The sequence below is a fragment of the Rhizobium etli 8C-3 genome, from assembly GCF_001908375.1.
Classification (GTDB): domain Bacteria; phylum Pseudomonadota; class Alphaproteobacteria; order Rhizobiales; family Rhizobiaceae; genus Rhizobium; species Rhizobium etli_B.
This window is the reverse complement of the sequence record NZ_CP017243.1, coordinates 44,275-70,039: the sequence shown is the minus strand read 5'-3', so window position 1 is coordinate 70,039 and position 25,765 is coordinate 44,275. Positions and strand designations below refer to the sequence as shown.

General features: G+C 58.6%; 25 protein-coding genes and 6 pseudogenes. 15 read left to right on the top strand and 16 right to left on the bottom strand.

Annotated elements, in window-relative coordinates:
- Positions 1 to 328: 328 nt before the first annotated feature.
- From istA to AM571_RS22850, 3 genes are all read left to right on the top strand, one after another.
- Positions 329 to 1,834 (top strand): IS21-like element ISRel5 family transposase, encoded by a 1,506-nt coding sequence (gene istA / locus AM571_RS22865; RefSeq protein ID WP_026188833.1) that lies wholly within the window; start codon positions 329 to 331, stop codon positions 1,832 to 1,834.
- Positions 1,831 to 2,724 carry an IS21-like element ISRel5 family helper ATPase IstB gene (gene istB, locus AM571_RS22860; RefSeq protein ID WP_004672573.1) on the top strand — a complete coding sequence of 298 codons (894 nt, stop codon included), beginning with the start codon at positions 1,831 to 1,833 and terminating at the stop codon, positions 2,722 to 2,724. Before istA ends, istB begins: the two co-directional genes overlap by 4 nt.
- 593 nt (positions 2,725 to 3,317) lie before the next feature.
- Positions 3,318 to 4,286, top strand: a complete 969-nt coding sequence (locus AM571_RS22850; RefSeq protein ID WP_004673777.1) for an IS481-like element ISRel2 family transposase — start codon at positions 3,318 to 3,320, stop codon at positions 4,284 to 4,286.
- Between the two features lie 297 nt (positions 4,287 to 4,583).
- On the opposite strand, the gene AM571_RS22845 is transcribed toward AM571_RS22850, so the two are convergent.
- A complete protein-coding gene (locus AM571_RS22845) occupies positions 4,584 to 7,028 on the bottom strand; it encodes a beta-glucosidase (RefSeq protein ID WP_004674391.1) in 2,445 nt (814 codons plus the stop codon).
- 468 nt (positions 7,029 to 7,496) lie between these two features.
- Between AM571_RS22845 and AM571_RS38475 the strand changes: the two are divergent.
- A pseudogene (locus tag AM571_RS38475) lies at positions 7,497 to 7,677 on the top strand (hypothetical protein); the annotation flags it as partial.
- A gap of 409 nt (positions 7,678 to 8,086) precedes the next feature.
- On the opposite strand, the gene AM571_RS22830 reads toward AM571_RS38475, so the two are convergent.
- The 4 genes and pseudogenes from AM571_RS22830 to AM571_RS22815 all read right to left on the bottom strand — a co-directional run bounded on the left by AM571_RS22830 (position 8,087) and on the right by AM571_RS22815 (position 12,018).
- Positions 8,087 to 8,953, bottom strand: coding sequence for an ISAs1 family transposase (locus tag AM571_RS22830; protein WP_237353332.1), 867 nt, complete (start codon positions 8,951 to 8,953; stop codon positions 8,087 to 8,089).
- Between the two features lie 286 nt (positions 8,954 to 9,239).
- Complete coding sequence (locus AM571_RS22825) at positions 9,240 to 10,145, bottom strand: LysR family transcriptional regulator (protein WP_004674388.1); 906 nt, start codon at positions 10,143 to 10,145, stop codon at positions 9,240 to 9,242.
- A gap of 336 nt (positions 10,146 to 10,481) precedes the next feature.
- Positions 10,482 to 11,224 (bottom strand): annotated as a pseudogene (locus AM571_RS22820) (SDR family oxidoreductase).
- Between the two features lie 11 nt (positions 11,225 to 11,235).
- Complete coding sequence (locus AM571_RS22815; RefSeq protein ID WP_004674384.1) at positions 11,236 to 12,018, bottom strand: SDR family NAD(P)-dependent oxidoreductase; 783 nt, start codon at positions 12,016 to 12,018, stop codon at positions 11,236 to 11,238.
- A gap of 467 nt (positions 12,019 to 12,485) precedes the next feature.
- On the opposite strand from AM571_RS22815, the gene AM571_RS22810 reads away from it, so the two are divergent.
- From AM571_RS22810 to AM571_RS22795, 5 genes are all read left to right on the top strand, one after another.
- Positions 12,486 to 13,337 carry an SDR family NAD(P)-dependent oxidoreductase gene (locus AM571_RS22810; protein ID WP_004674382.1) on the top strand — a complete coding sequence of 284 codons (852 nt, stop codon included), beginning with the start codon at positions 12,486 to 12,488 and terminating at the stop codon, positions 13,335 to 13,337.
- A gap of 31 nt (positions 13,338 to 13,368) precedes the next feature.
- Positions 13,369 to 14,070 carry a RibD family protein gene (locus tag AM571_RS22805; RefSeq protein WP_004674381.1) on the top strand — a complete coding sequence of 234 codons (702 nt, stop codon included), beginning with the start codon at positions 13,369 to 13,371 and terminating at the stop codon, positions 14,068 to 14,070.
- Positions 14,071 to 14,092: 22 nt separating this feature from the next.
- On the top strand, positions 14,093 to 14,215 hold the full coding sequence (locus tag AM571_RS38050; RefSeq protein ID WP_009982859.1) for a hypothetical protein: 123 nt from the start codon (positions 14,093 to 14,095) through the stop codon (positions 14,213 to 14,215).
- A 480-nt stretch (positions 14,216 to 14,695) separates the two neighbouring features.
- The gene (locus tag AM571_RS22800) at positions 14,696 to 16,645 is read left to right on the top strand and encodes a multicopper oxidase family protein (RefSeq protein WP_018446454.1); all 1,950 of its coding nucleotides are present in this window, start codon (positions 14,696 to 14,698) and stop codon (positions 16,643 to 16,645) included.
- 26 nt (positions 16,646 to 16,671) lie between these two features.
- Positions 16,672 to 17,064 (top strand): hypothetical protein, encoded by a 393-nt coding sequence (locus tag AM571_RS22795; RefSeq protein WP_004674379.1) that lies wholly within the window; start codon positions 16,672 to 16,674, stop codon positions 17,062 to 17,064.
- 42 nt (positions 17,065 to 17,106) lie between these two features.
- Here AM571_RS22795 and AM571_RS22790 read toward each other — a convergent pair.
- From AM571_RS22790 to AM571_RS22770, 4 genes and pseudogenes are all read right to left on the bottom strand, one after another.
- A pseudogene (locus tag AM571_RS22790) lies at positions 17,107 to 17,809 on the bottom strand (IS66 family transposase zinc-finger binding domain-containing protein); the annotation flags it as partial.
- A gap of 47 nt (positions 17,810 to 17,856) precedes the next feature.
- On the bottom strand, positions 17,857 to 18,144 hold the full coding sequence (locus AM571_RS22785; RefSeq protein ID WP_010031604.1) for a hypothetical protein: 288 nt from the start codon (positions 18,142 to 18,144) through the stop codon (positions 17,857 to 17,859).
- Positions 18,145 to 18,470: 326 nt separating this feature from the next.
- Positions 18,471 to 18,710, bottom strand: a pseudogene (tnpB, locus tag AM571_RS38045) (IS66 family insertion sequence element accessory protein TnpB); the annotation flags it as partial.
- Between the two features lie 212 nt (positions 18,711 to 18,922).
- The gene (locus AM571_RS22770; protein WP_004674376.1) at positions 18,923 to 19,390 is read right to left on the bottom strand and encodes an avidin/streptavidin family protein; all 468 of its coding nucleotides are present in this window, start codon (positions 19,388 to 19,390) and stop codon (positions 18,923 to 18,925) included.
- 195 nt (positions 19,391 to 19,585) lie between these two features.
- Between AM571_RS22770 and AM571_RS38470 the strand changes: the two are divergent.
- From AM571_RS38470 to AM571_RS22745, 5 genes and pseudogenes are all read left to right on the top strand, one after another.
- A pseudogene (locus tag AM571_RS38470) lies at positions 19,586 to 19,759 on the top strand (transposase domain-containing protein); the annotation flags it as partial.
- A gap of 200 nt (positions 19,760 to 19,959) precedes the next feature.
- The gene (locus AM571_RS22760; RefSeq protein ID WP_004674374.1) at positions 19,960 to 20,607 is read left to right on the top strand and encodes an FAD binding domain-containing protein; all 648 of its coding nucleotides are present in this window, start codon (positions 19,960 to 19,962) and stop codon (positions 20,605 to 20,607) included.
- 186 nt (positions 20,608 to 20,793) lie between these two features.
- Positions 20,794 to 21,078 carry a (2Fe-2S)-binding protein gene (locus AM571_RS22755; protein ID WP_004674373.1) on the top strand — a complete coding sequence of 95 codons (285 nt, stop codon included), beginning with the start codon at positions 20,794 to 20,796 and terminating at the stop codon, positions 21,076 to 21,078.
- Positions 21,075 to 21,836 (top strand): N-acyl homoserine lactonase family protein, encoded by a 762-nt coding sequence (locus tag AM571_RS22750; RefSeq protein WP_004674371.1) that lies wholly within the window; start codon positions 21,075 to 21,077, stop codon positions 21,834 to 21,836. Before AM571_RS22755 ends, AM571_RS22750 begins: the two co-directional genes overlap by 4 nt.
- Positions 21,833 to 22,198: an aldehyde dehydrogenase large subunit gene (locus AM571_RS22745; protein WP_004674370.1), complete on the top strand. Its 366-nt coding sequence runs from the start codon at positions 21,833 to 21,835 to the stop codon at positions 22,196 to 22,198. The genes AM571_RS22750 and AM571_RS22745 overlap by 4 nt, the downstream gene beginning before the upstream one ends.
- Here AM571_RS22745 and AM571_RS22740 read toward each other — a convergent pair.
- The 5 genes from AM571_RS22740 to AM571_RS22725 all read right to left on the bottom strand — a co-directional run bounded on the left by AM571_RS22740 (position 22,168) and on the right by AM571_RS22725 (position 23,631).
- Positions 22,168 to 22,497, bottom strand: coding sequence for a hypothetical protein (locus AM571_RS22740; protein WP_009992643.1), 330 nt, complete (start codon positions 22,495 to 22,497; stop codon positions 22,168 to 22,170). The two genes, AM571_RS22745 and AM571_RS22740, sit on opposite strands and share 31 nt — an antisense overlap.
- A gap of 9 nt (positions 22,498 to 22,506) precedes the next feature.
- Complete coding sequence (locus AM571_RS22735; RefSeq protein ID WP_004674368.1) at positions 22,507 to 22,740, bottom strand: hypothetical protein; 234 nt, start codon at positions 22,738 to 22,740, stop codon at positions 22,507 to 22,509.
- An 86-nt stretch (positions 22,741 to 22,826) separates the two neighbouring features.
- Positions 22,827 to 22,970: a hypothetical protein gene (locus AM571_RS37055; protein ID WP_010033181.1), complete on the bottom strand. Its 144-nt coding sequence runs from the start codon at positions 22,968 to 22,970 to the stop codon at positions 22,827 to 22,829.
- 39 nt (positions 22,971 to 23,009) lie between these two features.
- On the bottom strand, positions 23,010 to 23,267 hold the full coding sequence (locus AM571_RS22730) for a BON domain-containing protein (protein ID WP_004674366.1): 258 nt from the start codon (positions 23,265 to 23,267) through the stop codon (positions 23,010 to 23,012).
- 154 nt (positions 23,268 to 23,421) lie between these two features.
- On the bottom strand, positions 23,422 to 23,631 hold the full coding sequence (locus tag AM571_RS22725) for a CBS domain-containing protein (RefSeq protein ID WP_008534154.1): 210 nt from the start codon (positions 23,629 to 23,631) through the stop codon (positions 23,422 to 23,424).
- A gap of 270 nt (positions 23,632 to 23,901) precedes the next feature.
- Between AM571_RS22725 and AM571_RS22720 the strand changes: the two genes are divergently transcribed.
- Positions 23,902 to 24,954, top strand: coding sequence for a type III polyketide synthase (locus tag AM571_RS22720; RefSeq protein WP_004674362.1), 1,053 nt, complete (start codon positions 23,902 to 23,904; stop codon positions 24,952 to 24,954).
- 220 nt (positions 24,955 to 25,174) lie between these two features.
- On the opposite strand, the pseudogene AM571_RS37050 reads toward AM571_RS22720, so the two are convergent.
- Both AM571_RS37050 and AM571_RS22710 read right to left on the bottom strand, forming a co-directional pair.
- Positions 25,175 to 25,321 (bottom strand): annotated as a pseudogene (locus tag AM571_RS37050) (hypothetical protein); the annotation flags it as partial.
- A gap of 210 nt (positions 25,322 to 25,531) precedes the next feature.
- The gene (locus AM571_RS22710; RefSeq protein ID WP_004674360.1) at positions 25,532 to 25,762 is read right to left on the bottom strand and encodes a hypothetical protein; all 231 of its coding nucleotides are present in this window, start codon (positions 25,760 to 25,762) and stop codon (positions 25,532 to 25,534) included.
- Between the last annotated feature and the right edge of the window lie 3 nt (positions 25,763 to 25,765).

The window sequence follows — 25,765 nt, the reverse complement described above, 5'->3', positions numbered from 1 at the left end:
TCACAAATATGTCCAGCACCCGACGTAGTTCTCTGCTCGGAAGCGGTTGAGGTCTGCGCCTTGACGCCGAAGATGGCCCTCTACAAGTTGGGTGACAATGTCCCGAGAGTTCTGCTCGCATTGGTTAGACGGGCAGGCTGGCTCTTTTATGCGTAGCGGCGATCTCGATGAGATTCAGCGTCAATCAGGATGAGACTCGCGCCGGGGTGTGACGGAGTGAGGGCGTAGCCCGATCGTAGTCATACCCCGGCGTGGCGCAGATTTTCGGCGTCTCATGATCGCGGTCGGTCCGGTACATTTGCGGTTTTCTGGATTGGAGAACCAGTTTGTGCCGGGTCGCCATTTAACCGATCATCAGATGAGACTCTTCATGAAGTACCGACAAACGCATTCCGTAGAGGTCGCCGCGTCAAAAGCGTCGATCAGCCGAGCCACGGCATACCGCCTCGACAAGGAGGTACAACTGCCTTCTCAGAGCAAAGCGCCGCGCGGACGCCGCCGCCCTGATCCCTTAGAGCTGATATTCGAGACCGAAGTCGTCCCGCTCCTGAAGGCCGCACCCGGTATCCGTGCCGTCGCTGTCTACAACGAGATGCTGCGCCGACATCCAGAACTCTCTGAAGGTATCCGCCGCACGCTTGAACGACGCATTCGGTCGTGGCGTGCTGTCCATGGCGAAGCGCAGGGGGTCATCTTCCGCCAAACGCACGAGCCAGGCCGGTTGGGCCTTTCGGATTTTACCGACGCCAGCGGTCTTGGTGTGACCATCGCCGGCCAGCCGCTTGATCACCTGTTCTATCACTTCCGGCTTGTCTGGTCGGGCTTCGAACATGCCCATGTCATTCTCGGCGGCGAAAGCTTTGTCGCGCTGGCTGAAGGGCTTCAAAATGCCCTGTGGTCCGTGGGAGGTACGCCGCTTTATCATCGAAGCGACAGCCTGTCGGCGGCATTCCGCAACCTCGACGCCGATGCCAAGGTCGATCTCACCCACCGATACGATCAGCTTTGCTCCCATTATCGAATGACGCCGACGCGCAACAACAAAGGCGTCGCGCATGAGAACGGCTCTATCGAAAGCTCCCATGGCCATCTCAAGAACTCTGTTCATGACGCCCTGCTGATGCGGGGGGCCAAGGAATTCGACGACCTCAGTTCTTACCGCGCCTTTGTCGATGACATCGTCAGCCGTCGCAACGCTGCCCATGGCAAGCGCATTGATGCTGAGCGATCCCATCTGCAGGCGCTGCCCGAGCGCCGGACCACGGACTTCGAAGAGATTGTCGTTACGGTGTCCCGGACGGGCGGCTTCACCTTGCGCAAGGTCTTCTACACCGTGCCATCCCGCCTGATCGGCCACAGGTTAAGAGTTCGCCTGTTCGACGATCGGCTGGATGTCTTTGTCGGCGGTACGCATCTGATGACGTTGCGCCGAGGACGCGGCCATCCCGACGGCCGACACGACCAGGTCGTCAACTACCACCACGTCATCCATTCCCTGCGCAAAAAGCCGATGGCGCTCCGCGGCCTCGTTTATCGCGACAAGCTCTTCCCGCGTCAGGAATATCGCAAGGCCTTCGAAGCCCTCATCGAGCATCTTCCCGACAAGCAGGCTTGCAAGATCACCGTCGAACTCCTGGCGCTCGCGCATGACCGTGGTTGCGAACGCGAACTTGCCGAAGAATTGGCCAGGATACTCGATGCTGGTGACTTACCCAATCTGGCTACCATGCGAGCGCTCTTCGGTCCGGATCCAGCCAAGCTGCCGACCGTTCATGTGCAACTCGCATCGCTCAACGGTTATGAGGCCCTGATCGGGACGGGAGAAGCGGCATGAAGAACGCCCACGTTATCGATGAAGCACGCCTCGGCATCATGCTCAACGAGCTCCGGCTGCCGACGATCAAAATGCTGTGGCCACGATTTGCCGAAGAGGCGGACCGGGAAGGATGGCCGGCAGCTCGCTTCCTGTCGGCTATTGCCGAGCACGAGCTGGCAGAGCGTGCCAATCGCAGGATTGAACGGCATCTCGCCGAAGCGCACCTGCCGCCCGGAAAGACCTTAGACAGCTTCGCCTTTGACGCTGTACCCATGATCTCGAAGGCGCAGGTCATGGCAATCACCGCCGGCGACAGCTGGCTTGCCAAGGGAGCTAACATCCTCATGTTCGGTCCGCCCGGCGGAGGAAAGAGCCATCTTGCTGCTGCCATCGGCCTTGCGCTGATCGAGAACGGATGGCGGGTCCTGTTCACCCGGACCACCGATCTTGTGCAGAAGCTTCAGGTCGCCCGAAGGGAACTGCAGCTTGAGTCTGCCATCGACAAACTCAACAGGTACGACTTGCTCATCCTCGATGACCTCGCCTACGTCACCAAGGACCAGGCGGAAACAAGCGTGCTATTCGAGCTGATCTCGGCACGATACGAGCACCGGTCGATCCTGATCACCGCCAACCAGCCGTTCGGAGAGTGGAACCGGGTCTTTCCCGACCCTGCCATGACACTCGCAGCAGTCGACCGGCTCGTGCACCATGCCACGATCTTCGAGATGAACGTCGAAAGCTATCGCCGCAGAACTGCGCTTGAGGAAAAACGCCAGCGCGGCCGACCGGCCTCGTTTGCGACAATCAGGACATCAACGCTGTCTGTCGCGGAGCGGCAATCAGAAAACGACGAAGAACTTGTCAGCGGCAATCAGCATGATAATTTGATCCCGACCGCGACCTAAGAATCTCATCCAGATTGTCGCAAGCGTCTCATCCTGATTGCCGCGCTATTAGCTATTTTGCATCGATGGGCAGGCTCAAGGTTCTCTTGGAAGTCAGCATTTAGCTGCCTCACCATGGCGTTGAATAGGCTGAGTCGACCAAAGTGCTGCGCCCATTACCGAAGATTGCGATGAGGCATCAGCGTCCTTCAGCAATCTTGCCAAAGAATGCAGGCTTGCGAGATCGACGTGCGGAACCGCCAGGCTGCGCCAACAACCACTCATTGATCGGTCGAACATCCACGATGGGACCTCAAGAAGTCGACCAGAAGAAGAACCAGAAAGGCTGCAGCGGAAATATGCTTCCCTTTGGACACCGCCTCATGCACGTGAACGGGTTGCCCGGACCAGGGATGCCACGGATACAAAAGCTCGCGAACCTCGGTCCCGTGGGTGTTCTGTCGTCGTGTTGTACAACCATTTCCGGCCGCACTCATCGCTCGGATACCAGACCCCGGCCGAGGCTCTAATTGTGAGCTTTCGGGAGGTTGTCCATTCAAAGCGGATTTAGGAGACTGGAGCTATCACACCTCGAGTCGGAAGGATCGCCGCGAATGAACATTCATAAGAATGCCCGACTGACGCCGTTGCGCCGGGAACAAATGGCGCTTGCTGTTATCGAAGGGCATCTGACCCAGGCTCAGGCAGCACAGGCCTATGGCGTCGCGGCCAAGATCGTCGCCCGTTGGGTCGAGCGTTTCAAGGCCGGTGGTCGAGAGGCGATGCTCGATCGTTCCTCCCGACCTCATGCCATGCCCCGGCAGACCAGTCAGGCGCTGGCGGAGCGCATCATCACGCTTCGCCGCCAGCGCCTGACTGGCAAGCACATCGCGATCGAAACCGGTGTATCTGCAGCGACGGTGAGCCGGGTTCTCAAGCGCGCAGGCCACTCCCGCCTCAAGGATATCGAGCCGGCCGAGCCTGTGCGTCGTTATGAACGCCAGGCTCCCGGCGAGATGATTCATATCGACATCAAGAAGCTCGGCCGGTTTCATGAGGTCGGCCACCGCATCACCGGCGATCGCACTCGCCAGAGTTCGCGCAGAGGCAAGAGTTGGGGCGCCGGTTGGGAATGCGTTCATGTGGCCATCGACGATGCCTCTCGCATCGCTTTCTCACAGATATTGCCGGACGAGACGAAAGAAAGCGCCGTGGCCTTCTTGAAGGCGGCATTGGCCTATTATGCCAGCCTCGGGATCGCGGTCGAGCGCGTCATGACCGACAATGGTCCCTGCTACACATCAAAGCCATTCGGCCAAGCTTGTCGCGACAACGGCCTCAAGCACGTCCGCACCAGACCATATACGCCTAAAACCAACGGAAAGGCCGAACGCTTCATCCAGACCGCCCTCAGAGAGTGGGCCTACGCCGTCGCCTATCCCAACTCGGACATGCGCGCCGCCGAACTGCCACGATGGCTTCATCGCTACAATTGGCACAGGCCTCACGGAAGTCTAAACTCAAAACCACCAATCACTAGGCTCGCTCTTACCCAGGACAACCTGTTGAGGCTCCACATCTAGTCGCCGCCGGATGAAAATTCAGTGGCAGGTCACTTCTTCCATCCCTTGGTGTCCACCTATTTTGGTGGACACCTCATGCCAAAGCTCACTCAATTGCAGAAGGTGCGGGGAAAATCGCGCTTACGATCGTTCAGAAAACATTGCCTGTTTTTGGAGGCGCAGGCGGTGTTTCGCCATGCCATTAACCAAGTACCGGTTTTGAGGCATTCTCTCACTCAACTCACCCAGCTTCACCGCCAAAACTGCATACGTTGGAACTCGACCACTGCCCAATGTGGTCATTGATTTGCGGCCCATTCAGAGCGCCAAGACAGCGCCCTTTTGCGTGACAGTTAAACTCAAACGGATGTCGGTGGCCGAGAACCCAGCCATCACTGCAAATTCCCCCGCCTCTATCCGCCAACGCCGCTCGGTCGTGTCGAAGAAGGCAAATGTTCGGGCGTCAAGTATGAAACGCAACCTTCGTTTCTCACCGGGTTCCAGGGCAATTTTCGAGAAGGCTTTCAGCTCTTTAACCGGTCTGGGTATAGATGCTTCAACATCGCCGACATAGATTTGCACCACTGCCGAACCTGGCCGCTCGCTGATGTTGGTCAATTCCAGTGTCACTGTCACCGCGCCGGCAGCGTCTGGTAGCCCTACCGTCAGGTCCGACATCGCAAAGCTTGAATAACCGAGACCATGACCGAACGGGAACAGCGGCTTAATGCCGTGGCGGTCGTAGTGCCGATAACCGACGAACACACCTTCGTCATATCGCACATGGCCGTCCTTACCTGGATAGACCGCGTCATCCTCAGTATGTGTGGGGTTGTCAGCCCAGCGCACGGGGAAGGTCTGTGCCAGTCGGCCCGAGGGCTCGGCCTTGCCGAGGAGCACATCGGCGATCGCGTTGCCAGCCTCCTGTCCGGGATACCAGCATTGCAGTACTGCACGAGCACCGGAAAGCCAGGGCATTTCCACCGGTCCACCGGTTTGTAGTACGACGATCGTGTTCGGATTGGCCGCAATTACCGCCTCAACAAGCTGGTTCTGCAGACCGGGAAGTGCAATACCGCGAAGATCGGAGCCCTCGGTATCCCAGTCGCCCGTTCTGCCCACGAAGACTACCGCATGATCAGCCTTTGCCGCGACGGCTGCTGCCTCGGCAATCTCCGCTTCGGCCGAAAATCTGCCTATTCCTACCCGAATTGCGGCGATATAGAGGTTGACGTGGTCGTGCCGGGCGTACTCGGCGACGACCTCGTATGTACGGCCGGCTTCGAGCGTGATTTCACCCACGACCTCTTCGCAGCCTTCTTCAAAGAATGTGGTACCACGTATCCAGGAAGCCCAAGCGTCCACCACAAGTCTGCCGTCCACATAGACCCGGCCAAGCCCGGCCGAGGTTAGTCCGACGCGATAGACGCCGGCTTCCGAGGCTGTGAAGATGGTGCGCATTCTAGCCGAAAAGCGAAGGGGATCGACAAAGCCCTCGGCCACGGGGGGCAACCATACACCAAGGCTCGACGGTTCCTCGACGACCTTCACCGGTTCGCCAGCTAGCTCCCTTCCTTGGAAAAACTCGAAGGTTGTGGGGTTTTCGATTAGCGGCTGAAACCGATAATTGTTGCAGCCCTGAGCGTAGCACAGATTCTCCTCACCCAGCGCGTCCACCAGCCCCTGCCACGGACTGATGACATAGTGAGGGTTCAACTGCGCCGAGCCGCCTCCCATCACCTGCGCGACCTTGGCATTGGGTCCAATGATGGCGACCATACCTTGCTGAGCCAATGGCAGGATCCCGTCATTCTGTAGCAGAACTGCGCTTTCCGCTCCCGCGCGCCTGATCAATGCCCTATGTTTCGGTTGATCAATGGCGTACTCCTTAAACTCGCGATGATCGTTGATAGCGCCGGTGCGTTCCATCAAAGTCAGGATATTGCGCACACAGGCGCGGATCGTCTCGACACTAACCTCGCCGCCTTCGACCGCAGCCAGTAGCTTGGAGCCGCGATCGCGAGTCGGGCCCGGCATCTCCAGATCCAGCCCGGCATTCACGGTGGGTGCGGTCGAACGCGAGCCGAACCAGTCCGACATCACCACGCCGTTAAAACCCCAGTCACCGCGCAGAACCTCGTTCAACAGCCAATGGCTTTCCGCCGTGTAAGTACCGTTTAGCTTGTTATACGAAGACATCACGGCCCAGACCTTTGCCCGCTTCACCGCCGTCTCAAAGGGTATCAGGTAGACTTCGCGCAGCGTGCGTTCATCGATATCTGAAGAGATGGTTGTACGTTCAATCTCGGACTCGTTGCCGACGAAATGTTTTATCGTGGCACCGACTTTCGTGGACTGCAGACCTTCGATATAGCCGACTGCAAGTTCCGCCGTCAGGATCGGATCCTCAGAGAAGCACTCAAAGTTGCGGCCGTTTGTGACGCTACGCTGGATGTTAACGGTGGGGGCTAACGAGACGTGGGCACCTTTTGAAAGAACCTCGTCACCTAGGGCACTGCCGATTTCCTTGGCTAGATCCGGGTTCCAACTCGCTCCGATGGCGATGCCCACCGGGAAAGCCGCTGCAGTCACACCTCCGACAAAAGACCCCGCCCCGCGGGCGCCGTTGGGGCCGTCGGTCAAGCGCAATCTCCCTATCCCTAGGCGGTCGATGGGCGGTAAAGACCAGAACGTATCGCCGGAAAGTAGCGAGACCTGCTCCGCCAAGGTCATATTATCGAGCAATGCTTTCTTATCAATCATCTTCTCTGCTTCTTGAATCTCAATACTTACCTGTCCCAGATCAACATCTCAAGATGCATATCGGGGAAGCTGGTGATCTCGGCGCCATGGAGCCGTCCATCCATAAAAAGGACGCCCGTTTGTTCATCAAGGCGTCGCGTCCCGCCGTCGCGAGGACGACGACATGTTCGAAGCCTTCACATAGCCGAGATGCGGTCACCGCTTTCCATTGAAAACAAGGAACATCGCGGCAATCGATTTCAGCAGTGAAAGTTGTGCCGGCTGCGGCAGCGCCGGTTCTGTTACGGAGTTATTCCTCCGCAAGTTTGTGAGACAGTTCGAACATTAGCAAGCTTTATCAGACAATCTGTTGACAGACAACCTCGGTCGCGCAGCTTTCGTGTCGTCATTGATGATTCGATGCTTCCCTCGGAGGCGGATCCCGATTGATGAAGTTTCTTCACCGCCTATGGACAAGGATCGACCACAATGGACAGGCTGTTGTCCCGTTTCCGGCTACAGAGTAATCATTTTCGTACTGTCTTTCATAATCAGCATTTGCGCGGTGGGGTTTTCGGGGCACTACGCCGCGGGTCTCCTACAAGGCCGCCTGGAAACCTCGAGCGAGGTGATGCAGGTGCTCTCGGGTTTCCGTGACGTCTCCGCCTCGTCCGTCTGCATCGCCCTCACGCCGTGCTTGAATCCTCCCTACATATGCAGGCATTCCCGGTTGATATCGATCCAGATTGTCTGAGAGCTACCAGTATTCGTTGATCCTGCCGTTATAGCTTTGCCTGCTCGTCTGCACAAATTTAGATATCGAGAGATCAAAAACGGGCGCCTGGAGGAGAGCCGTGGCAGTACCGCATTCGTACCGGCTGGTCGTGTCAGACAGCCGAAGACTTGCGGATTCTCTACCATCATGGATGGCCTCGGCTCAGAGAGGGATCGGAGGCTGTCACGTATTTTTTTCCGCTTTCGGCATGTTAAAGGATGCCAGGCGATCTTGCTGCCAATTATTTTTCTGGCTGCGAGCGACCGCTTTCTGCCGGCACTCAAATTCCCCTGGTGAAGCAGGGCTATCGCATATGAGCGATGATAGAGATGAGGAACTGATCGTCCCACCCTGCCTTCTTGATCTTTCGACGAATGGAGGCCTTATCTGGATGGGCCCGGATGAGGTTGAGGGCAATCTTTCGTAACAGAGCAATGTTTGCCGGTCCGTGATCCTTACGGTTTCTGGCGGCATCCTCGCGGAACTGGACGTCGAGCACCCAGTGCAGTTTGTTTTCGATCTGCCAATGAGTTCTGGTTACCTCGATCAGGGCGGCAGCCGACATGACGGTGGAGAGCAGGAAGTAGCGGACATGGCTGGTCAGACGGCCATCGGCATGACGGCTTGTGGCCTCGACGGAGCCGATGGCCTGCAGGCCGGGGAAGTCGATGTCATTGACGGCGACGATGCAGGCACGGCGTCTTTCGCAGCGGTCATGGTCATTCTCGGCGGCGGTCTGGACGCCGAGTGGCTCGACGTCGTCCAGACGAGCAATCGTCTGTGCCAGGAGGCCGGGCTGATTGGCCTTCAACGCCAGGGCATAGTCGCCGCCGGCGGAAAGGATGGCATGAGCGGTATCGGCGCGGCAATGCAGGGCATCGGCGGTGACGATGGCACCTTCCAGCGACAAAAGCGCAAGCGCATCGAGCGCCCCTTGGACCTCGTTGCGGCCCGGCGCGGTCTGTTGGCCGATGACCAGGCCGCAACCGGCAGCCCAGACCTTGACGAGGGGCAGCGGCGTCGCCTCGTACCGCCTTGCCGTCGACCGCCACCACGCCTTCCATGCCCTTTGCAAAGGCTTCGGTAAAGCGGCTTCGAAGGCAACCTGATTGAGGCAGCGGAAAACGGTGGAGAAGGTGCCATGGCCGGCGATGCCATAGGGCAGCGGCACGATCGTCTTGAGCCACTTCTTTTTGGAAACGCCGAATCGGCCATGTCGGCGCAGCTTTCGGCGCCGCAAACGATCGCGGCAATGGCAATGAACAGGATCGACATCAGCGGATGACGTGTGTTGCGCCCCGAGGGTCGGGCAGATCTTTAAAACAGGTGGCAAATCGATTCATCCGTACCTCCAAATTATCGGAGAGTTCTTGAGTCGATTTGCCTCAGCAAAACAACTCCTTACCATCCATATGCGATTCTCCTGCCTGGTGAAGCTGTCTCGTCTGGCCGTCACTTCAATCGCCCGCAACCGGCGCCTTAAGGTAGTCGAGAAACGTCCGGAGAGCGGACGGCACCTGTCGATGCGAAACGTAGTATGCATGAAAACCCGGCCCGGTAGAGGTCCAGTCCGGCAGCACGACTTCGAGTGAACCGGCCGCAAGTTTGTCCTCGACCCGGGCCTGCAGGCAATAAAAGAGACCGCCTCCCTCCTCCGCCATGCGGATAGATAGTTCCGAATCTCCGAGCGTGAGAAGTCCCGGAACGTCGAGAGAAACCATGCGATCGCCGTCGCCAAGTTCCCATTTGCAGAGGTGATCCGTACCGGTTCGGATCCGGATGCACTCGTGCGTCAAGAGATCTTCCGGCCGCGCGGGCCGCCCTCGTTCGTTGAGATAGGCCGGAGAACCGACTACGATCCATTCGAGTTCGGATGTCAGACGCGACGCGATCATCCCCTCGGGAACCGTTCCCCCATAACGGATGCCCGCGTCAAAACCTTCGGCGACCATATCGATGAAGCGATCCTCGACGCTGACTTCGACCTCGACATCTGGGTAGCTCTTGCGAAAACTGTGCAGTCGAGGAGCGATCAGCAGCTCGGCGGCGTCACGCAGGGTGGTCACTCTCACTCTGCCCGTAGGCCCGCTCCTGAAACTGTCTAGGAGATCCATCGCAGCTTGAATGCCGAGGAAACGGGGCTCCAGTTCGGCAAGCAGCACTTCGCCGGCGGCGGTGAGACTGATGCTCCTGCTTGTCCGATGAAACAGACGGACGCCCAGACGGGCCTCCAAACCCCTGATCGAGTGGCTGAGGGCAGACCCGGAAACGCCGCGAAGCGCGGCGGCCTTTCGGAACCCCCCCGCACGCGCGATCGCGACGAAAGTTTCAAGGTCGGCCAGATCGGCCCGCGTTGATACCATGAGTTATGGATACTCGCACTTGTACTGAAAAAGATCGCCCTTGCCGGCGCCGACCTTGCTTCAGGCCGGCCGGCACCTTCAATCCTTATTTAACTGGCCCTGTATTTGGTATGTGATGGCCGAGGAAGCAGTCAAAAATTTGACCTAGTGATCCATGTTGGATCCTGCGAAGGACGGCGGAGATGGCCCGGTCGCTGAAAAACGAAAACGTCCGGGATTAGATCGTCATGCAATGAAGATCTTCGTGTCCACAGCCACGAGAGACGGCACCGGTTGGTTCCGCGAGGCGGTCTAACAGTCCCGGAGGTTCTAGTTCTGAGCTCTCGAAAACGCGGGCTACCAGTCCTGCCGGGTTGGATGGACGAAATGTCGTTGATCGTGATCTCCGGGGGCTGGTCTAGTGCATAGACCACGGCTTCAGCCACCGACGACGGCGGAATACCCTGCTTGTTGAGCTCTCCGGCGATCTTTCTGCCCGTCTCGTCATGAACCTTGTCGGCCCAGCCGGTATCGATCACGCCAGGGCTGATCATAGACACTTGGATCCCGCTACCCACGCCCACCTCCTTCCTGAGGCTTTCGGTAATACCGCGTATGAAGAACTTCGTGGCTCCGTAAACCCCTGCCGCCTCGCCGACATGAACGCCGGCGATAGAGCTCATATTCAGGATGCGGCCGGACCGGCGCTCCAACATCGACGGCAGCACCGCGGCGATCGCATGCAGATAGCCACGCAGGTTGGTATCGATCATCTTGTTCCAATCGCCGACGGCGGCATCCTTCCAATAGGAAAAGAGCATGAGGCCGGCATTGTTGACCAATATATCGACCGGGCCGTACGTCGTTGTGGCGAACGCGACGAGGGCCTTGGTACTCTCAAAATCCGTGGCATCAGCAACCTTGTAGCTGGCAATACCTCCCGAACCGGTGATGTCTTCGACGATCTGACTGAGGCGTTCCTCATTGCGGCCGGCAAGGACGACGCGCGCACCTTTTTCCGCCAATCCTCTGGCGGTCGCCGCTCCAATGCCCGAGGAAGCCCCTGTGACGATGGCGACCTTGTTTTTCAGATGTGACATGACGTGCTCCTTCACTGCGGTTGGGTCAATTCGGCTTGCCGCGCGGCTTTGACGGGCTCGGGGGTCGTCCGGTTTTCCAACACCTGCCGCTTGGTTTTCTGATCTCCGCCGACGATATGGTCGATGCCGTTCATGAGGGCCTCGAAGCCCTGCTTGGCGACGAGCGTCTTGTCGTTTTTTTGTTGGCCACCGAGCTTCGTACCGCCCATTCCAGCGTTCGCGTGGAAGTCGCTGTTGGTGGCGCCCGGAAGGAGTGCCGTCACCGTGACCCCGGTCGAGCGCAACTCCTCGCGCAGAGATTCCGCGACCATGTAACCGAATGCCTTCGACGGGCCGTAAACGGTTTCGTATGGCGTGGGCAGGGTCGCCGAAACCGAGGAGGTGATGAGAATCCTGCCGCGGCCGTTCTTGACCATATGTTGGACGACGCGTTTGGCCATATGGACGGTCCCGGTTACATTGATCGCAAGCAGGCGAAGCTCATCCTCGAGATCGTTATCGACAAAGGCGCCGCCAATACCGATACCGACGTTCAGAGCCGCGGCTTCCAAGGGGCGCCCCAGCCCCTGCGTAAAGGTCCAGAACCTCTCGACGCCATCGTACGTCGAGGCATCCGCTTTGAACGGATATGCTTCGGCATCAAGGCTTCGTAGCGCATCGGCGGCCTCGTTCACCTTGTCGCTTGAGCCTGAAATGGCGACATCGAATCCATTCTTGGCGAATTGTTTGGCAAGCTCGAAGCCTATTCCAGATGAGCCGCCCGTGATCATTGCGAGTGGTTTATTCCCTGTCATGATTTCACTCCTTTGGTTTGGTCAGCACCACGATCGTCTCGAGGCGCTGGTGACCAAATGCCCGTGGAGCCGATTGGTTACATGAGCAAAATTGATCGGGGCGGCGAGTGAAAATCATCCACCGATCTGGCAGGGACCAGGAGTGCGTTACCTTTTTGGTCCCGTCCGCGGTCGAACTGGCCAGGCATTCCCTACGTCACGAAGGCCCTTGAGTGAACACGGCTCATCGGTGCGTGCGATCCCGCTCACTTCAAGTAGCCGTCGCGCTACCCTATTCTTATAGTGCGATCGAACGGTCGTTCGCAGCCCGCGGATATGATCCGACGACCCAAGCGCCCGAGTAGCGTTGATGGACTTCTCTGCGCTGGTGCCATCGGCCGGCACGCTTCTCGGAGAAAAATTCCACGGCGACGGCTTGTCCGGCACACCTTCCAGCGGTGACGGTCCAATGACGGGAAAGACAAAAAATGAGCGAGAGAATGAACAGCGTCGTTGCTCCTGGCCGCGTTGCGGTCATCACGGGAGCTGCGAAGGGCATCGGCTTGGCAATCGCGAGGGCTCTCGCGGCCCGCGGCATGAAGCTCGCGCTGCTGGATCTCGACGCCGACGCACTTGAGGATGTTACTTCGACACTCGACACGGACATCCTGATCGTGAGCGGCGACGTATCAGATTTGTCGGCACTGACCAGGTTGCGGGACGAAACGATTTCGCGGTTTGGCGACGTGGCCGTCCTAGTAAACAACGCGGGCATAACGCAAGGAGCCGGCCCTTGGGACAATCCTGCAAAGTGGCGACGCCAGATCGATGTAAACTTCGGAGGTGTTCTGGCCGCGCAACACGTCTTCGTGCCCTACATGATCGAAGCCGGTCGCCAGTCGGCCGTTGTCAACCTCGGCTCCAAGGAAGGTATTACGACTCCTCCAGGTAACGCCGCATATTCGGTGGCAAAGGCAGCTGTCAAAGTCCTGACCGAACAGCTGTCGCACGAGCTTCTGAAGGAGACGGGAGGTCGTGTTTCGGCTCATCTCCTCGTCCCTGGCTACACGTGGACACCCATGAACATCGCACTCAAGCCGCAGGGCATTGCGAAACCCGATGAGGCATGGACCGCAGAGCAACTGGTGGAATACTTCCTGGTCCGTCTGCTCGACGAGAATTTTTACATCATCTGTCCGGATAACGCGGTTACGTCTGCGATAGATGCCAGACGGATCCGCTGGGCGGCCGATGACATGATTCTGAACCGACCCGCGCTTTCACGTTGGCACCCCGACTGGATGGATAAATTCGCAGCCTGGTTGAAGGCAGGCCACTGACGGTGGAATGTTTGTAGAGGAGAGTAATCCAATGCCCAGACCCTATGTAATCTGTCACATGATGTCGCCGCTGGATGGCCGATTGATCGTCAATGATTGGGCCGAGGCAACCGGCCATTCGGTCGATGAGCTCGTGAAGATCTATGACGGCCTGCATGAGAAGATCGGTGCCGACGCCTGGCTTTCGGGAAGAGCGACGGGAGAAGAGTTCGCGGACGCCGTCGACCGCCCCTATCAAGCAACCGGCACAGCCGCGCGACCGATCCATATCGCCAACCCGGACGCCGGCGAGTTCGCTGTCATCGTGGATAAGGACGGTCGGCTACGCTGGGACAAGAGCGACATTGAGGGAGCTCACCTTGTGGTCCTGACAGGATCTGACGTGGATGATGCTTACCTGGCGGGCCTCACCCAGGCTGGCGTTTCCTATATCGTCTCGGAGAAAGATGGCGTCGATCTGAAAAACGCGCTTGACCTTCTTGGAACCGAGTTCGGTGTGAAGCGCTTGATGCTGGAAGGCGGGGCGCAAACCAATGGCCATTTCTTGAAGGCGGGTCTTGTTGACGAGGTCAGCCTGGTCATCTTCCCTGCGATCGGAGGCAAGTCGAATACACCGGCCATATTCGAGGGCGGCGAGGATGGGCTTGCCGGCAGGGCGAGGCTCACGTTTATCAGCGCCGAAGCCGCTGGCCTCGGCTCCGTGCATCTGAGATATCGCGTTGGACGTCCATAAGAGACGTCCGTAGGAGAAGATTGTGGAAGGGCTCCCTCCTGCCGTCGTCGAAATGATCGTCGAGGAGCAGGGCGCGATACTCCTGAGCAAGCAACCTTGTTTCGAGATCATCGCGCAGCGCAGAGAGCCGGAAGAACTGGCGTAGTCTGCCCGTGGTGTCTCTCCGATTAGGCGGTGTGATGAACGGTATGTGACGCCGACATTAATGCCCGCGGCGGTGACCGCGATATGAGCGTCAAGGCGTTGCTCGAGTGCAGCTCGACAAACAAACAAGGTGAGACGCGTATTGCCGCACGTAACGATGCTCCCCACAAAAATGTCGGGCCTACTACACCTGCTGTCAGGTTTGTCAGGTGCGCGCCATGGTGCTGTTCCGCCCGACTTCCTACCGCGCTCTCGTGGAAGTCCTTGAAGCATAGGCACAAGATTCCTTCTGAGGCTCGATCCGGCCAGAGTGGCATGAGTCTTGAAACTTTCTCGTCGCGCGGCGGCAGCTGTCTTCTCCCGAGAAAGCGCGCGAGTCAAAGTCGAATTGCAGGTGAACGCATGGTGACGCAGTAGAACTTTGTGGATGCGGTTCGACCCGGGGAGAACAAAACTCCGGGCAGAGGTTTGGGAGGGTTGTTTGTCTGTGTCTGACAAAATTGCGATCTTCGGTATGGCGAGCGTTTTTTCGGTCACCCATGCGCTATTCGCAGTCGCTCAAGAGGCCAGGGCCGTGACTAACCCCCTGGCCTATATGCTGCAACCTATCACAAAATCCCAGGGGATGCTGAAAACCTTCGAACAAAGCCGGGAGACATTTCCGGGCGAGGTTCTGCTCGATATGAACGCTACCTATCTCGACCGACAGATCTACAATCCGGCCACGGCGCGCTACGACCACGTTAAACTGCGCGGCTATCAAGACGCCCGCCAGACCGGCTTATCCGGTGCCGACACGCCATTGGTTGGACCGACCATCGATCTACGGCCCGGTCAGACGGTGCGGGTAACGCTTCACAACCTGTTCCCTCAGGATTCCACCTGCGGCATCGGCGGTGGCAGTGCCAATACCCCCCATTGCTTCAACGGTACCAACCTGCATTCGCACGGTCTCTGGGTAAATCCGTCTGGCAATGGCGATAATGTGCTGATCTCAATCCGTCCCGGCGTTTCGTTCCAATATGAATACAACATCGCCGTTGAGCATCCCGCCGGCACCTTCTGGTATCACCCACACCTACACGGATCAACCGCATTGCAGGTGTCGAGTGGCATGTCCGGGGCGTTGATCATCCGTGGCGATCGCATGCCGACACCGACCGAGACTGGCGATATCGACCGCCTATTGAAGCAGCCGGGCGGCTCCGATATCGCCGAACGGGTTTTGGTGCTACAGCAGATTCAATATGCTTGCACCGATAACAATGGCGACATCACTTATGATTGCCAGCCAGGACAGGTGGGCGGCATCGAAAGCTACGATCAGTTCGGACCTGGCAGTTGGCCGGCTTCGGGCCGCTTCACCAGCGTCAACGGCCAGGTGCTTGGTCAGTTGGCATTAGCGGAGGCTGGCTCGGTCGAGCGGTGGCGGATGATACACGCCGGGGTTCGCGACACCATCAATTTCGAAATCCGGCGCAAGACCGGGACGACCGCGTTCCGCACGCTTGCGGCAGCGGACACCGACAGATGGATCGATCAGAATTGCGGCAAGGATACTATTCCGTATGGGGTGGTGGCCCAGGACGGGCTGACAATGGCGCAGGTGCAGATGCGGCAGCAAGCGATCCTGCAACCGGGCTACCGCGTTGACGCGCTGGTGGTGTTGCCAGGAGCGGGTGACTACTGCATCATCGATGGCGCCGCACCGGCAGCGGCCAGCGTCAACCAGGAGGCTCCAAGCCGACGGCTTCTCGGCATAGTCACTGCAGTAGGCGGCCATGCCGTCAATGGCGAGATCGGCACCTATCTGCAGGATTGGCTGATTTCGGCGGCTGAGCGCACGATGTCACAGAATGTCGCCGGCAAGGTTATCGATGACCTCAAGAACGAGATGTCGCTCTCAAGCTTTATTCCCCATCCGGACATCGACGCGGGCGAGGTCACCGGCGAGCAGCAACTGGTGTTTAACATCGATGTGAAACAGCCGGGTGCCACCTTCTTCGAGGTTGACGGCAAACCTTATGATCCCAACCGCATCGACCGGACGTTGCCGCTGAGCGGAGTCGACGAATGGACGCTCCGCTCGGATTTCGTCAGCCACCCATTCCATATCCATGTCAATCCGTTTCAGATCATCAAAATTGTCGATGCGGCCGGCAACGATGTCAGCGCGCTTGGCGCCGATGACGACGGCGATCCGCAATATCCAGGCTTGAAAAATGTCTGGAAGGACACGCTGTGGATCAAGAATCCCGGCACCGATCCGTCGGCGCGCTACACGATCACCGTGCGGACGCACTACCAGCGCTATATCGGCGAGTTCGTTCTGCATTGCCACATCCTCGATCATGAGGACCAGGGCATGATGCAGAACATCAGGATCACCCTGCCGGACGGCCAGGGTGGCACCGTTTCCGGCCATCATTAGGGCGTCGATCGCCATTGGGAGGAACTATGAGCTTCACTGGCACTTGGAGTTATCGCAGCCTGATCAACAATCCCGATTTATCGGTTGATTTCAATGCACTGGAATTTGGCCAGGGAACGCTGGTGCTGACCGAGTTGGCTCGGCGCAAGGTCGGCGGAACCATTGGTGGGCCCGGGTGGTCGCTGGAATTGACCGGTACGGTGCGTCCGGGAGACCCTGTCGAGCTGCAATTCACTGGAAAGGGCGATGTGGCCGGCGAGACCTGGATCTACAGCTATCGCGGCTACATCGTGCCGAACTGGCCGAATGGCGTCGATCAAAGGGACGCCATTGTCGGTAGCATCGTCCGCGACGTCCCGCATTCGCATGGGGTCGCCGCAGCCGGCTACGTTGCCTCCTGGTATGCCGTGCGACAGTGATGCTCCAGCATTTGCCGCAGCTCGAAGACATTCGGATCAACATTCACCGGCCAGGGTCTGGGTCGACGGACCGATGCCTCACATTTGAACCGCGTGCTCTGGCGGTTCAGCGGGATGTGCTGCCCGAACTTGTCGAACACGATCGTCGCCAGCAACTGAGGGCCGATGAAGCCGCGCGGGCGTCGCATGGAACGGTGCGGGAGCCTGACTGATCGCCTCGCAATCGCGGCAGGTAAATTTCTCGCGCACCGTCTCGATCACCTTGAATCGGCGCGGGATATCCTCCAGCGTTTCCGTCACGTCCTCGCCCAGCTTCGACAGCCGCGAGCCGCCACAGCAGGCACATGCCGTCGGCGCTTCGATGACGATGCGTGCGCGCTCGACGTCTTTGGGCCACGCCTTGCGCACTGGACGCTTGCGGGCGAAGGCGCGCACGGACTGCGTTCTGGCCGCGGCCTCTTGGACGCTCAGTTCGTCCTCGGCGGCCTACGCCACGAGCTCTTCGAGCTGCAAATTCCAACTGATCGATCAGCCGCTGCGTGCGCTCGCGGCGCGGCCCGTGCTTCTCGCGCTCCAGCTTGCCGATCAGCAACTGCAAATGCACGTTGAGCGCCTCAATGTTCGACAGCCGCGCCTTCGCGTTGGCCGCTTCCGCCTCAGCTTGCAGCCGCGCAGCAGGTTCGGCCAGCAGCGCCGGATGAGCGCTGGCAAGGTCCGATGGCAGGGTAAGCGGCGGCAATGTCATAACGACATTGAATCAGATTTCTCAACAATCTCAATGTAAAAATTCAGTCAAACCCGGCTGGGGCGCCAGGTTTCCTGCCGTGCGCGCCAGTCAATTCCCTCCAGCGACAACGGATGTTGATGCCCCTCCTGGTGAGGCTGAATGATTCTCAGATCGAGTTGATGAATGGTACGGTTGCGAAGGTCGCGAACCGCGTTGACGACCGCCGGGGAATTTTGGAACAAATATGCTCCGGTTGATTGCTGGTCGATGAGCAGGCGCTTCCGCCTGATTTGAACGTAAATCCAATTGACGGGAATATCGAGCCTGGCGGCAAGTTGTACGGCGCTGAGCAAACTAGGTTCGTGTGTCCATCTGTTGCGCTGTGCCTTTACCTAGATGCCCGCTGCAAGGCGGAGGCGTTGCACAGTGATTGGCAAAACCTTCTCCTCACAATTGGGCGAATGGTGTCCTTTGCGCGTCAGTATTTCAGGCTTCGACATATCCCTGTGTCGCAGACACGGGTATCAGCAAGGTCGATCCACCACGATGTTCAACCTCATACGACGGCGCGAAGTTGCCGCCTCTACGTCCCACCTCACGGATCACATTAAAGGAGCGTCCAAATAACGGATGGCTCGGATCCAGCACCTCGATCTTGTCCGGTGATGATTCGTCAGACTCACAAGCAGGGATATTTCTGTAGACCTTCGAGCAGATAACCGAGCTGCGCCGGTGTGATCACCACCGTGCCGTCAGCGGCTGACGGCCAGATGAAGCGGCCGCGCTCCAGCTTCTTCGTGAACAGACAAGCGCCCTGGCCGTCACGCTAGATAAACCTTCCTCGCTCCAATTTTTTCGTGAACAGGCAGGCCCCCTGGCCATCGTGCCAAACGACCTTGATCAGATCGCCGCGTTTGCCCCAAGGCGGCGCATCCTCGGATGCTTACTTTTGTCCGGAAAGCTTGCCGTTTTGGCCGCATTGAACTCATCAAATAAGGATTTGCGCCGCGCGGACGAGCACGCGGCGCTTTTATTCGGCAGGGAAAGCAGCTTCGTCTAAGCCTTTGGCCATATTCGATGAATTCTTGCTCCACAATCTCTGACGGGCCAGCGCCGGCAGGGCAGAGGAGATTAATCCTTCAAGAGGCTTTTGTTCTCAGTCGTCGGCACGTACTGGAAAGTGTCTTGTCCTTGCTCAATGGCCGGACCGGAGCCGCCTTCGTAAGCGAGGTTCCAGCTCGTGACTATCTCAGTGTTGTTGCCGTTGACCTGTGCGTAGCCGGTCCATCCGGTTGCGGAATTGCAGTTCTCCGTCGAATTGTTCCAGCCGACCGAAAATGCGATGAACGTCCCGTTTACCCTTCCTGTTAGCGGATAGGGCGAGTTCTGGCATCCGGTGCCCTGGGCTCTGTTTACATATTGGCCGGAGACGTTTCCGAACGAGTCGACTTGAATGATCATCGTCGAGCCGGACTGGTTCTGCCAACTGCTGGAAGCCGATGCGATGCTTGAAAAATCCTTGAAGTTGCTTGCATCGAAAGCAAGAGCTGAGGTTGCTACAGCAAACACAAGTGCTGCAACTGCATTAGTACGGATCATGGTTTTTCCTCCTGATGTGCGCCGACCGTCGGCGATCGTACCGAAGGTTGCATATAAACTCGTAATAATCAATCAATCCGAGTAGCAATTTCCCGGGTTGAGAAAACCGAAAGACGGGCCGCGCGTTGCGTGGCGCGGCCCGAGAACGAGCATCAGGAGTGAAGACTTACACGATGCAAATTACGAACGGGATAGCGCAACGCTAATATCTTGACCATCATTGGAACGGACAAACTGCATGGCCGCAACCCCGAGAGCTACCTCACGGACGTCCTAACCCAGATCAAAGATTAACCGGTAGATAGGCTTGAAGACCTGTTGCCGTGGAATATGCTTCCGACGGTCTCCACTGCGCAAAAGGCCGCCTGATGGCTCGTTCGATGCATATCTGCACGATCGAAGACGTGGCCACCATGACCGGCGAGAACCTCGAACTGCTCAGAGAGATCGTATCCATCCGAGCAGGGCCGCGGGATTTTGGGCGCCGCGCGTAGTAACTTCGGTTCATGGAGATCGGATCGAACTGCACGGAGATCGGGTGAGAATCGGCGCCGACGGTACGCCATCACATGACCGCGACAGACCCGATCATCCGCCAACACTTGCCGATCGTGCATGAGGCGATGCATCACGTCACCCATATGACCGTGCGCAACCGCGGCACCTTCGGCGGCAGCGTCGCGCATGCGGATCCAGCGACCGAGATGCCGATGATGACACGGTTCCTCGGTGGGACGGTCATCGCCTCCTCTCAGCGCGGCAGACGCGAAATACCTGCAGCCGATTTTTTTGTCGGATCGCTGGTCAACTCGTTGGAACCGGACGAGTTTGTAATTCGCGTCGAGCTCGACGCGATGAGACCGGATGCCGGATGGGGATTTGAGGAGTTTGCAAAACGCCACGGGGACTTCGCACTCGCTTGCTTTGCGACGACGCTGCATTGTGTAGATGGCAGGGCGTCTGACGTTCGCGTTGGCATGATGGGCGTTGGTGAAACCCCGCTGCGGCTTGAAGAGATCGAGGGCATCATCGAGGGGACGGATGTTTCCGAGCCGGTTCTCGATACGGTGGCGGATCGCCTGGCTGGAATCCTCACGCCCAACACGGATATCCATGCCTCTGCAGATTACCGCAGGCATCTCTCAGGCGTCCTTGCCAAACGGGCCCTTCGCGCCGCCTGGAGCCGCGCGAACCACGAAAGGCTTCAAGCAAGATGAGTGAGAAGACGATCACCGTCAGCGTCAACGAAGCGTATATGACGCGCACGATCGAAGCACGAACGCTGCTGAGCCACTTCCTGCGCCAGGATCCTTTGCCTGACCGGAACCCATGTCGGGTGCGAACATGGCGTTTGCGGTGCCTGCACCGTCATTCTCGATGGAAGGAGCGCACGCTCCTGTCTGATGCTTGCAGTGCAGGCAGACGGGAGCGAAATCGAAACCATGGCCAGGGAAGCGTCGATACTCGGACGAATCCAAGAAGCGTTCCGCCAGCATCATGGCCTGCAATGCGAATTTGTAGGCCCAGTTTCATCGTTGGCGATCATCGACCTTCTTCGCCACCATCCGCTGGAAACCGATGATAAGATCAGGGAAGCGCTCTCAGGAAACATCTGTCGTTGTACGGGCTATGAAAACATCGTCAACGCCGTCCGCGAACTGGCTAGCAAGAGAGGACCTTTAAGATGAAGATGCATTTTCTCGAGGCCGGCCGGCTTCGTATGCGCCGGTCCATTTACGTCCCTGGGGCGCTGAAGGAAGAAGCGATTGAATTGCCGGTTCACGCCACCCTGATGCGCCATCCCCAAGGCAACGCGCTGTTCGATAGCGGATGCAATCCAGAGGCCGCCATCGATCCAGGCGCGCGATGGGGTGGGTTAAGCAAGGTTATGACCCCGATCTTTTCGCCAGAGCGGACGGTCGTTCATCAGTTGAAGACTCTTGCTCTCGATCCCGAGGACATAGATGTTGTGATCTGTTCACATCTGCATCCCGATCATTGCGGCTGCAACGCGTACTTTCGGCGCGCAACGATCCTCTGCCACGAAGCGGAGGCGCAGGCCGCCACGGCAAGCGGTGCAGAAAATCAAGGCTATCTTCGAGGAGAATGGGACCAGCCCCAGGGTTTCCAGACCTTCAATGCCGAGCATGACGTCTTTGGCGACGGGCGCATCGTCTTGCTGCCCATGCCGGGTCATACCCCCGGAATGACCGTCGCCCGTGTCGAGCTGGAAAAAGATGGTTCATTTATACTCGCTTCAGATGCTGCCCCGCTCCAGGCGAGCGTCGACACCGGTATCGCTCCGAGAAATACTTGGAACATCGAACTCGCCGCAGAGGCACTCGCTCGCCTGAAAGCTCTTCGGGAGCGGGGAGCTTCTATCATTTTCGGCCACGACGACGCGCAATGGCAAGAGTTGCGAAAGGGTGTGGAGTTCTACGAATGAGCCAGCAGGACCATTCCGTCGAGCTGCGGCCCAAACTTGTCGGCAAGCGGGACAAGCGCACCGAAGATCCACGTCTGCTGACGGGTGTTGGTCAGTATGTCGATACATGGCGCCGCGGTATGTTGCATATCGCATTGCGACGCTCCGACCAGCCACATGCCCGAATCCTGAACATCGATGTCGGCGATGCGTTCTCGGTGCCCGGCGTCGTCGCGATCTATGACGCGAGCGACCTGGAAGGAGAGATCAAACCTGCCATACCGACCTCGCGTATGCCTGGTTATTACGCCACCCCCATATGGCCACTTGCACGCGGGAAAAGGTGGCCGTTCTACTGGATCGTGTCCCAGTACGTGGCGTAGGTGACGGTAGGGAGTAAAGCCGAGCGCCCGCGCGTTTCATTGCGCTGTAGCGGGTGATCGGCTTTGCGGGCGGCCATCCTCATCAGCGGCTGGAGATAGATCAGATAACCGCCCACGGTGACAAGGATGCCGATCTGGAGTAGCGGCTCGGAGATGCTGGTCCCAACGAAACTGCCCACCGGTTCCGCTTCCGCAAAGATGATCGACAGCTCAACCCCCTCGAGCGTGGATTCCGATGGCGGCGTCTCGGCCCGATGCAGAACGCGCGCCCCGAGCCAAAGCGTGCTTTTTTCGCCCACCCAGCTTCTTTAGAGGTTGGAGGTGAATTTTATCGCGCCCTTCAACACTGCGACCGCGAGATAGAGGGATACGAGAAAGAGAAGAGACCGGTATGACGCTTGCTCGGTCGCCTCATTGACGATCCGGCGCTGGAGTTCGAGAGGCGCCGCGCCGATAACGAAAAGAGCCAGGGACAGCCCTGCGACCAACGCCTGATGACGCCTTCCCATCAGCCAGATGAAGCCGAATAGTTCGGAGAGCATCGAATCCGTCGCGCCTCCGGTCTTTTGCGGGACGCGGCCGGACAATTAAATCCTGGAGGGCCAGATGTTCATCGCGCACTCACGGGTCAGAGAGAGCGCTCGACGCGCCCGGTTCGGGAGTCGTGGGATGGCCTCACCAGTAGGACGCTCACGACCGTCCCCACCATGAGGATCAGGATGATGAGGAGAAGCCTCGACACGACGGCGTCTGCGATGACCCTGACAAACATGACGGAAACTCCAGGGACGATTTCATAGTTTGAGAGAGCTCACCATGCGGTAGCCAGGGTGATGTTGTTTACCACGCCGCCGACGCCGCGGATGCTTTCCGCCGCCACCCTGGCCGCCGAGCATTCCAGCTCCGTCTCGACCTCTCCCCTCAGGGTGACTGCCCCGTTGGAGACGGTCGCATTGACGATGGGGAACCTTATTTCGAACTCGGTTTCCAGGCGGCCACGAACGGCCGTCCCTAGGGCCTCGTCGCCGGAAGCAGTACACTGCCGTCGAACATCGAGAAGCGCTCGCATCAAGTCGTGACGGCTGATTATGCCGGCGAGTCTGCCGTTCGGTGTTTGATGTCGTGGGCCTGCAGGAGTTCTGCGAGCTGGCTCGCGGTTGCGCTCGGGGCGGCGCTGACGACGGGCGTCGACATCACGTCCTTGACGCGCCAGCTTCGGGCCTTCACATAGTCCGCCAGTGCATCTTCGCGGTCGCGCGTATGCGGTACCGCCCGTCTCGCCCAGGATGACGCCACCCGGCGCAGCAGGTCTCCCCGGTGACGATGCCGGTGAGCCGCCCTTCGCCATCGATGACGGGCACCGCGCCGATCTTGCTGGCGTTGACGATCTCGACGGCTTCCCTGACGTTGTGTCCCTCGTCGAGCGTCGTCACGGGGTCGTCATGATGTCTCTAGCAAGCATCGCGCTGTCTCCTTTTCGATCGGACAATTACGGAGCCAACTTGTTGAGCGCATTGACGTGGATCAAGGCAGACACGAAGCCGCGGGAGGCATTCTTCACGCGTCGTCGTCTCTGAAGCCTTCCGACGAAGTGCGGCGTCAGGCTCGCCCGCATTGCAACTTATTGAGGATCGAGGCGTTACGGTTCGGTCTCGTCCTCGCGCGGCGTACCAAATTCTTCCCGCGCCGTCGCAAGGAGTCTTATGCAGCAACCCGTCAAGCTGGTATCCGTCGGCACCGCCGTTCCGCCACATGTCATCGACCAGCGTGACGCGGCGCGAGCCTCGCACACCGCGTTCTCATCGCGATTTGACGATTTCGAAAAGCTGGCAAGGGTGTTCGAAACCTCGGGAATTCGGCGCCGCTATGCCGTCCGGCCGATCGAGTGGTATCTCGAGACGTCGGGATGGCCCGAACGAAACCTCGCTCATATCGAGGGCGCGGGTGCAATGTTCGTCGCCGCCGCCAGCAAAGCTCTCGTGTCGGCGGGCATTGCAGCAGGCGATGTCGACACGATCGTAACCGTCTCCTCGACTGGTATTGCGACACCTAGTCTGGAAGCGAGGGTAAGCCGAGAACTGGGCTTCCGGGACGATGTCGAACGGGTTCCCGTGTTTGGCCTCGGCTGTGCCGGCGGAGTCTCTGGGCTTTCAATCGGGTCACGGCTGGCGGCATCCCGGCCAGGCTCAGTCGTGCTGGTGGTCGCCGTCGAGACCTGCACGTTGGCATTTCGCATGGACAAGCTTACGAAGGCGAACATCGTGGCGACCGCCCTCTTCGGCGACGGGGCCGCCGCCTGCGTGGTGCGTGCTAGTGAGACCGGTCTGGCCGAGGTCGAACTTGCAGGCCAGCATACGTGGCCCGACACGCTAGACATCATGGGATGGAGCGTCGATCCGGAGGGTCTGGGCGTGATCTTCGATCGTGCGATACCACCGTTCGCCGAAACTCATGTGCTGAAGGGCGTAACGTCCATACTCGCCCGATCAGATCTTGCTCCTGCCGACGTTGACCGGTTTGCGTGCCACCCCGGTGGATCAAAGGTTATCACCGCCTTGGAATCGGCGCTTAAACTAAGCCAGGGAACCCTCGACCAGGAACGTGAGGTTCTCTCGGACTATGGGAACATGTCCTCGCCAACCGCGCTGTTCGTACTCGAGAAGCTTCTTGCGCAAGGACTACCCAGGAGAACTGTCCTGACGGCGATGGGACCGGGCTTCACCCTTAGCTGCCTCTCGTTGACGGCTGCAGCATGACCCGGCGATCATTCTCCAGGACGTATTAAGATCGCATCGTTTGCAGAACGAACAGGACTCGAAACAGATAGCTGACGCTGCAAAGGCTGCGATTGCCGTGGGACACCCCAAGTCGAAGGCGAGGTTGCCACCTCGCACTCGAATCCTTTCTCCTGCGTGCCGGCGTAGCTGCGGCAGTATGGCTGGTGGTAGTCGCTACCCAATCCGGTCCTCTGTCGCACTAGGAGGAGCGTGCCCAGCGCCAATTCTGGATTTCCGGCAAGTCTTCTCCACGCTCCCGTACGAACGCCCGGTGCTCGTCGAGCTTTGCATGCAAGGCTGCCGTCACATCTGGCACCTTTTCGGCGAGGCCGGGCACGCGCGCGATCGGTCGCGATGTCTATCTGCGTGTATCTGAACCATGCGATCCAGCCATGGCACTGAATGTGCATCGGCAAACAAAAGCGGATTTACAACCAACGTTGTCAGATACGTCTCCCCCAAGCGGCATTGATGTCTCGGGGCCAGTGTCTCTCGATTACGCCTGTCATCGATCGCCGACCTCGGCAGGCCACAAGGAGTGGGAAACTTTGATCTCCTACGCACTTTGCTCATCGCTTCCCATTCCTAGCTGCATTGAAGCGTGGGGCAGAGTGACTTCAAATAGGCGCTTCAGCGGAGTCCACCGACCGAGGCACTGGATGTTCGCAACCAACTGCCGCTTTTCCGGAAGATGATGAGTTAAGGTGGCAGGAAACGGAATAAGACTGGTTGACGAGAAGCCCGGGAAAAACAACAGAAACTGGTTCGAAAGTTCTTGTTCGTTCATCAG

Coding starts and splice junctions, on each gene's coding strand:
- AM571_RS22760 (WP_004674374.1), top strand. CDS start 19,960: ATGACCGCGACAGACCCGATCATCCGCCAACACTTGCCGATCGTGCAT.
- AM571_RS37055 (WP_010033181.1), bottom strand. CDS start 22,970: ATGTTTGTCAGGGTCATCGCAGACGCCGTCGTGTCGAGGCTTCTCCTC.
- AM571_RS22720 (WP_004674362.1), top strand. CDS start 23,902: ATGCAGCAACCCGTCAAGCTGGTATCCGTCGGCACCGCCGTTCCGCCA.
- AM571_RS22710 (WP_004674360.1), bottom strand. CDS start 25,762: ATGAACGAACAAGAACTTTCGAACCAGTTTCTGTTGTTTTTCCCGGGC.
- AM571_RS22850 (WP_004673777.1), top strand. CDS start 3,318: ATGAACATTCATAAGAATGCCCGACTGACGCCGTTGCGCCGGGAACAA.
- AM571_RS22770 (WP_004674376.1), bottom strand. CDS start 19,390: ATGATCCGTACTAATGCAGTTGCAGCACTTGTGTTTGCTGTAGCAACC.
- AM571_RS22735 (WP_004674368.1), bottom strand. CDS start 22,740: ATGCTCTCCGAACTATTCGGCTTCATCTGGCTGATGGGAAGGCGTCAT.
- AM571_RS22815 (WP_004674384.1), bottom strand. CDS start 12,018: ATGACAGGGAATAAACCACTCGCAATGATCACGGGCGGCTCATCTGGA.
- AM571_RS22730 (WP_004674366.1), bottom strand. CDS start 23,267: ATGCGAGCGCTTCTCGATGTTCGACGGCAGTGTACTGCTTCCGGCGAC.
- AM571_RS22845 (WP_004674391.1), bottom strand. CDS start 7,028: ATGATTGATAAGAAAGCATTGCTCGATAATATGACCTTGGCGGAGCAG.
- AM571_RS22745 (WP_004674370.1), top strand. CDS start 21,833: ATGAGCCAGCAGGACCATTCCGTCGAGCTGCGGCCCAAACTTGTCGGC.
- AM571_RS22810 (WP_004674382.1), top strand. CDS start 12,486: ATGAGCGAGAGAATGAACAGCGTCGTTGCTCCTGGCCGCGTTGCGGTC.
- istB (WP_004672573.1), top strand. CDS start 1,831: ATGAAGAACGCCCACGTTATCGATGAAGCACGCCTCGGCATCATGCTC.
- AM571_RS22795 (WP_004674379.1), top strand. CDS start 16,672: ATGAGCTTCACTGGCACTTGGAGTTATCGCAGCCTGATCAACAATCCC.
- AM571_RS22805 (WP_004674381.1), top strand. CDS start 13,369: ATGCCCAGACCCTATGTAATCTGTCACATGATGTCGCCGCTGGATGGC.
- AM571_RS22755 (WP_004674373.1), top strand. CDS start 20,794: ATGCTTGCAGTGCAGGCAGACGGGAGCGAAATCGAAACCATGGCCAGG.
- AM571_RS22825 (WP_004674388.1), bottom strand. CDS start 10,145: ATGGTATCAACGCGGGCCGATCTGGCCGACCTTGAAACTTTCGTCGCG.
- AM571_RS22750 (WP_004674371.1), top strand. CDS start 21,075: ATGAAGATGCATTTTCTCGAGGCCGGCCGGCTTCGTATGCGCCGGTCC.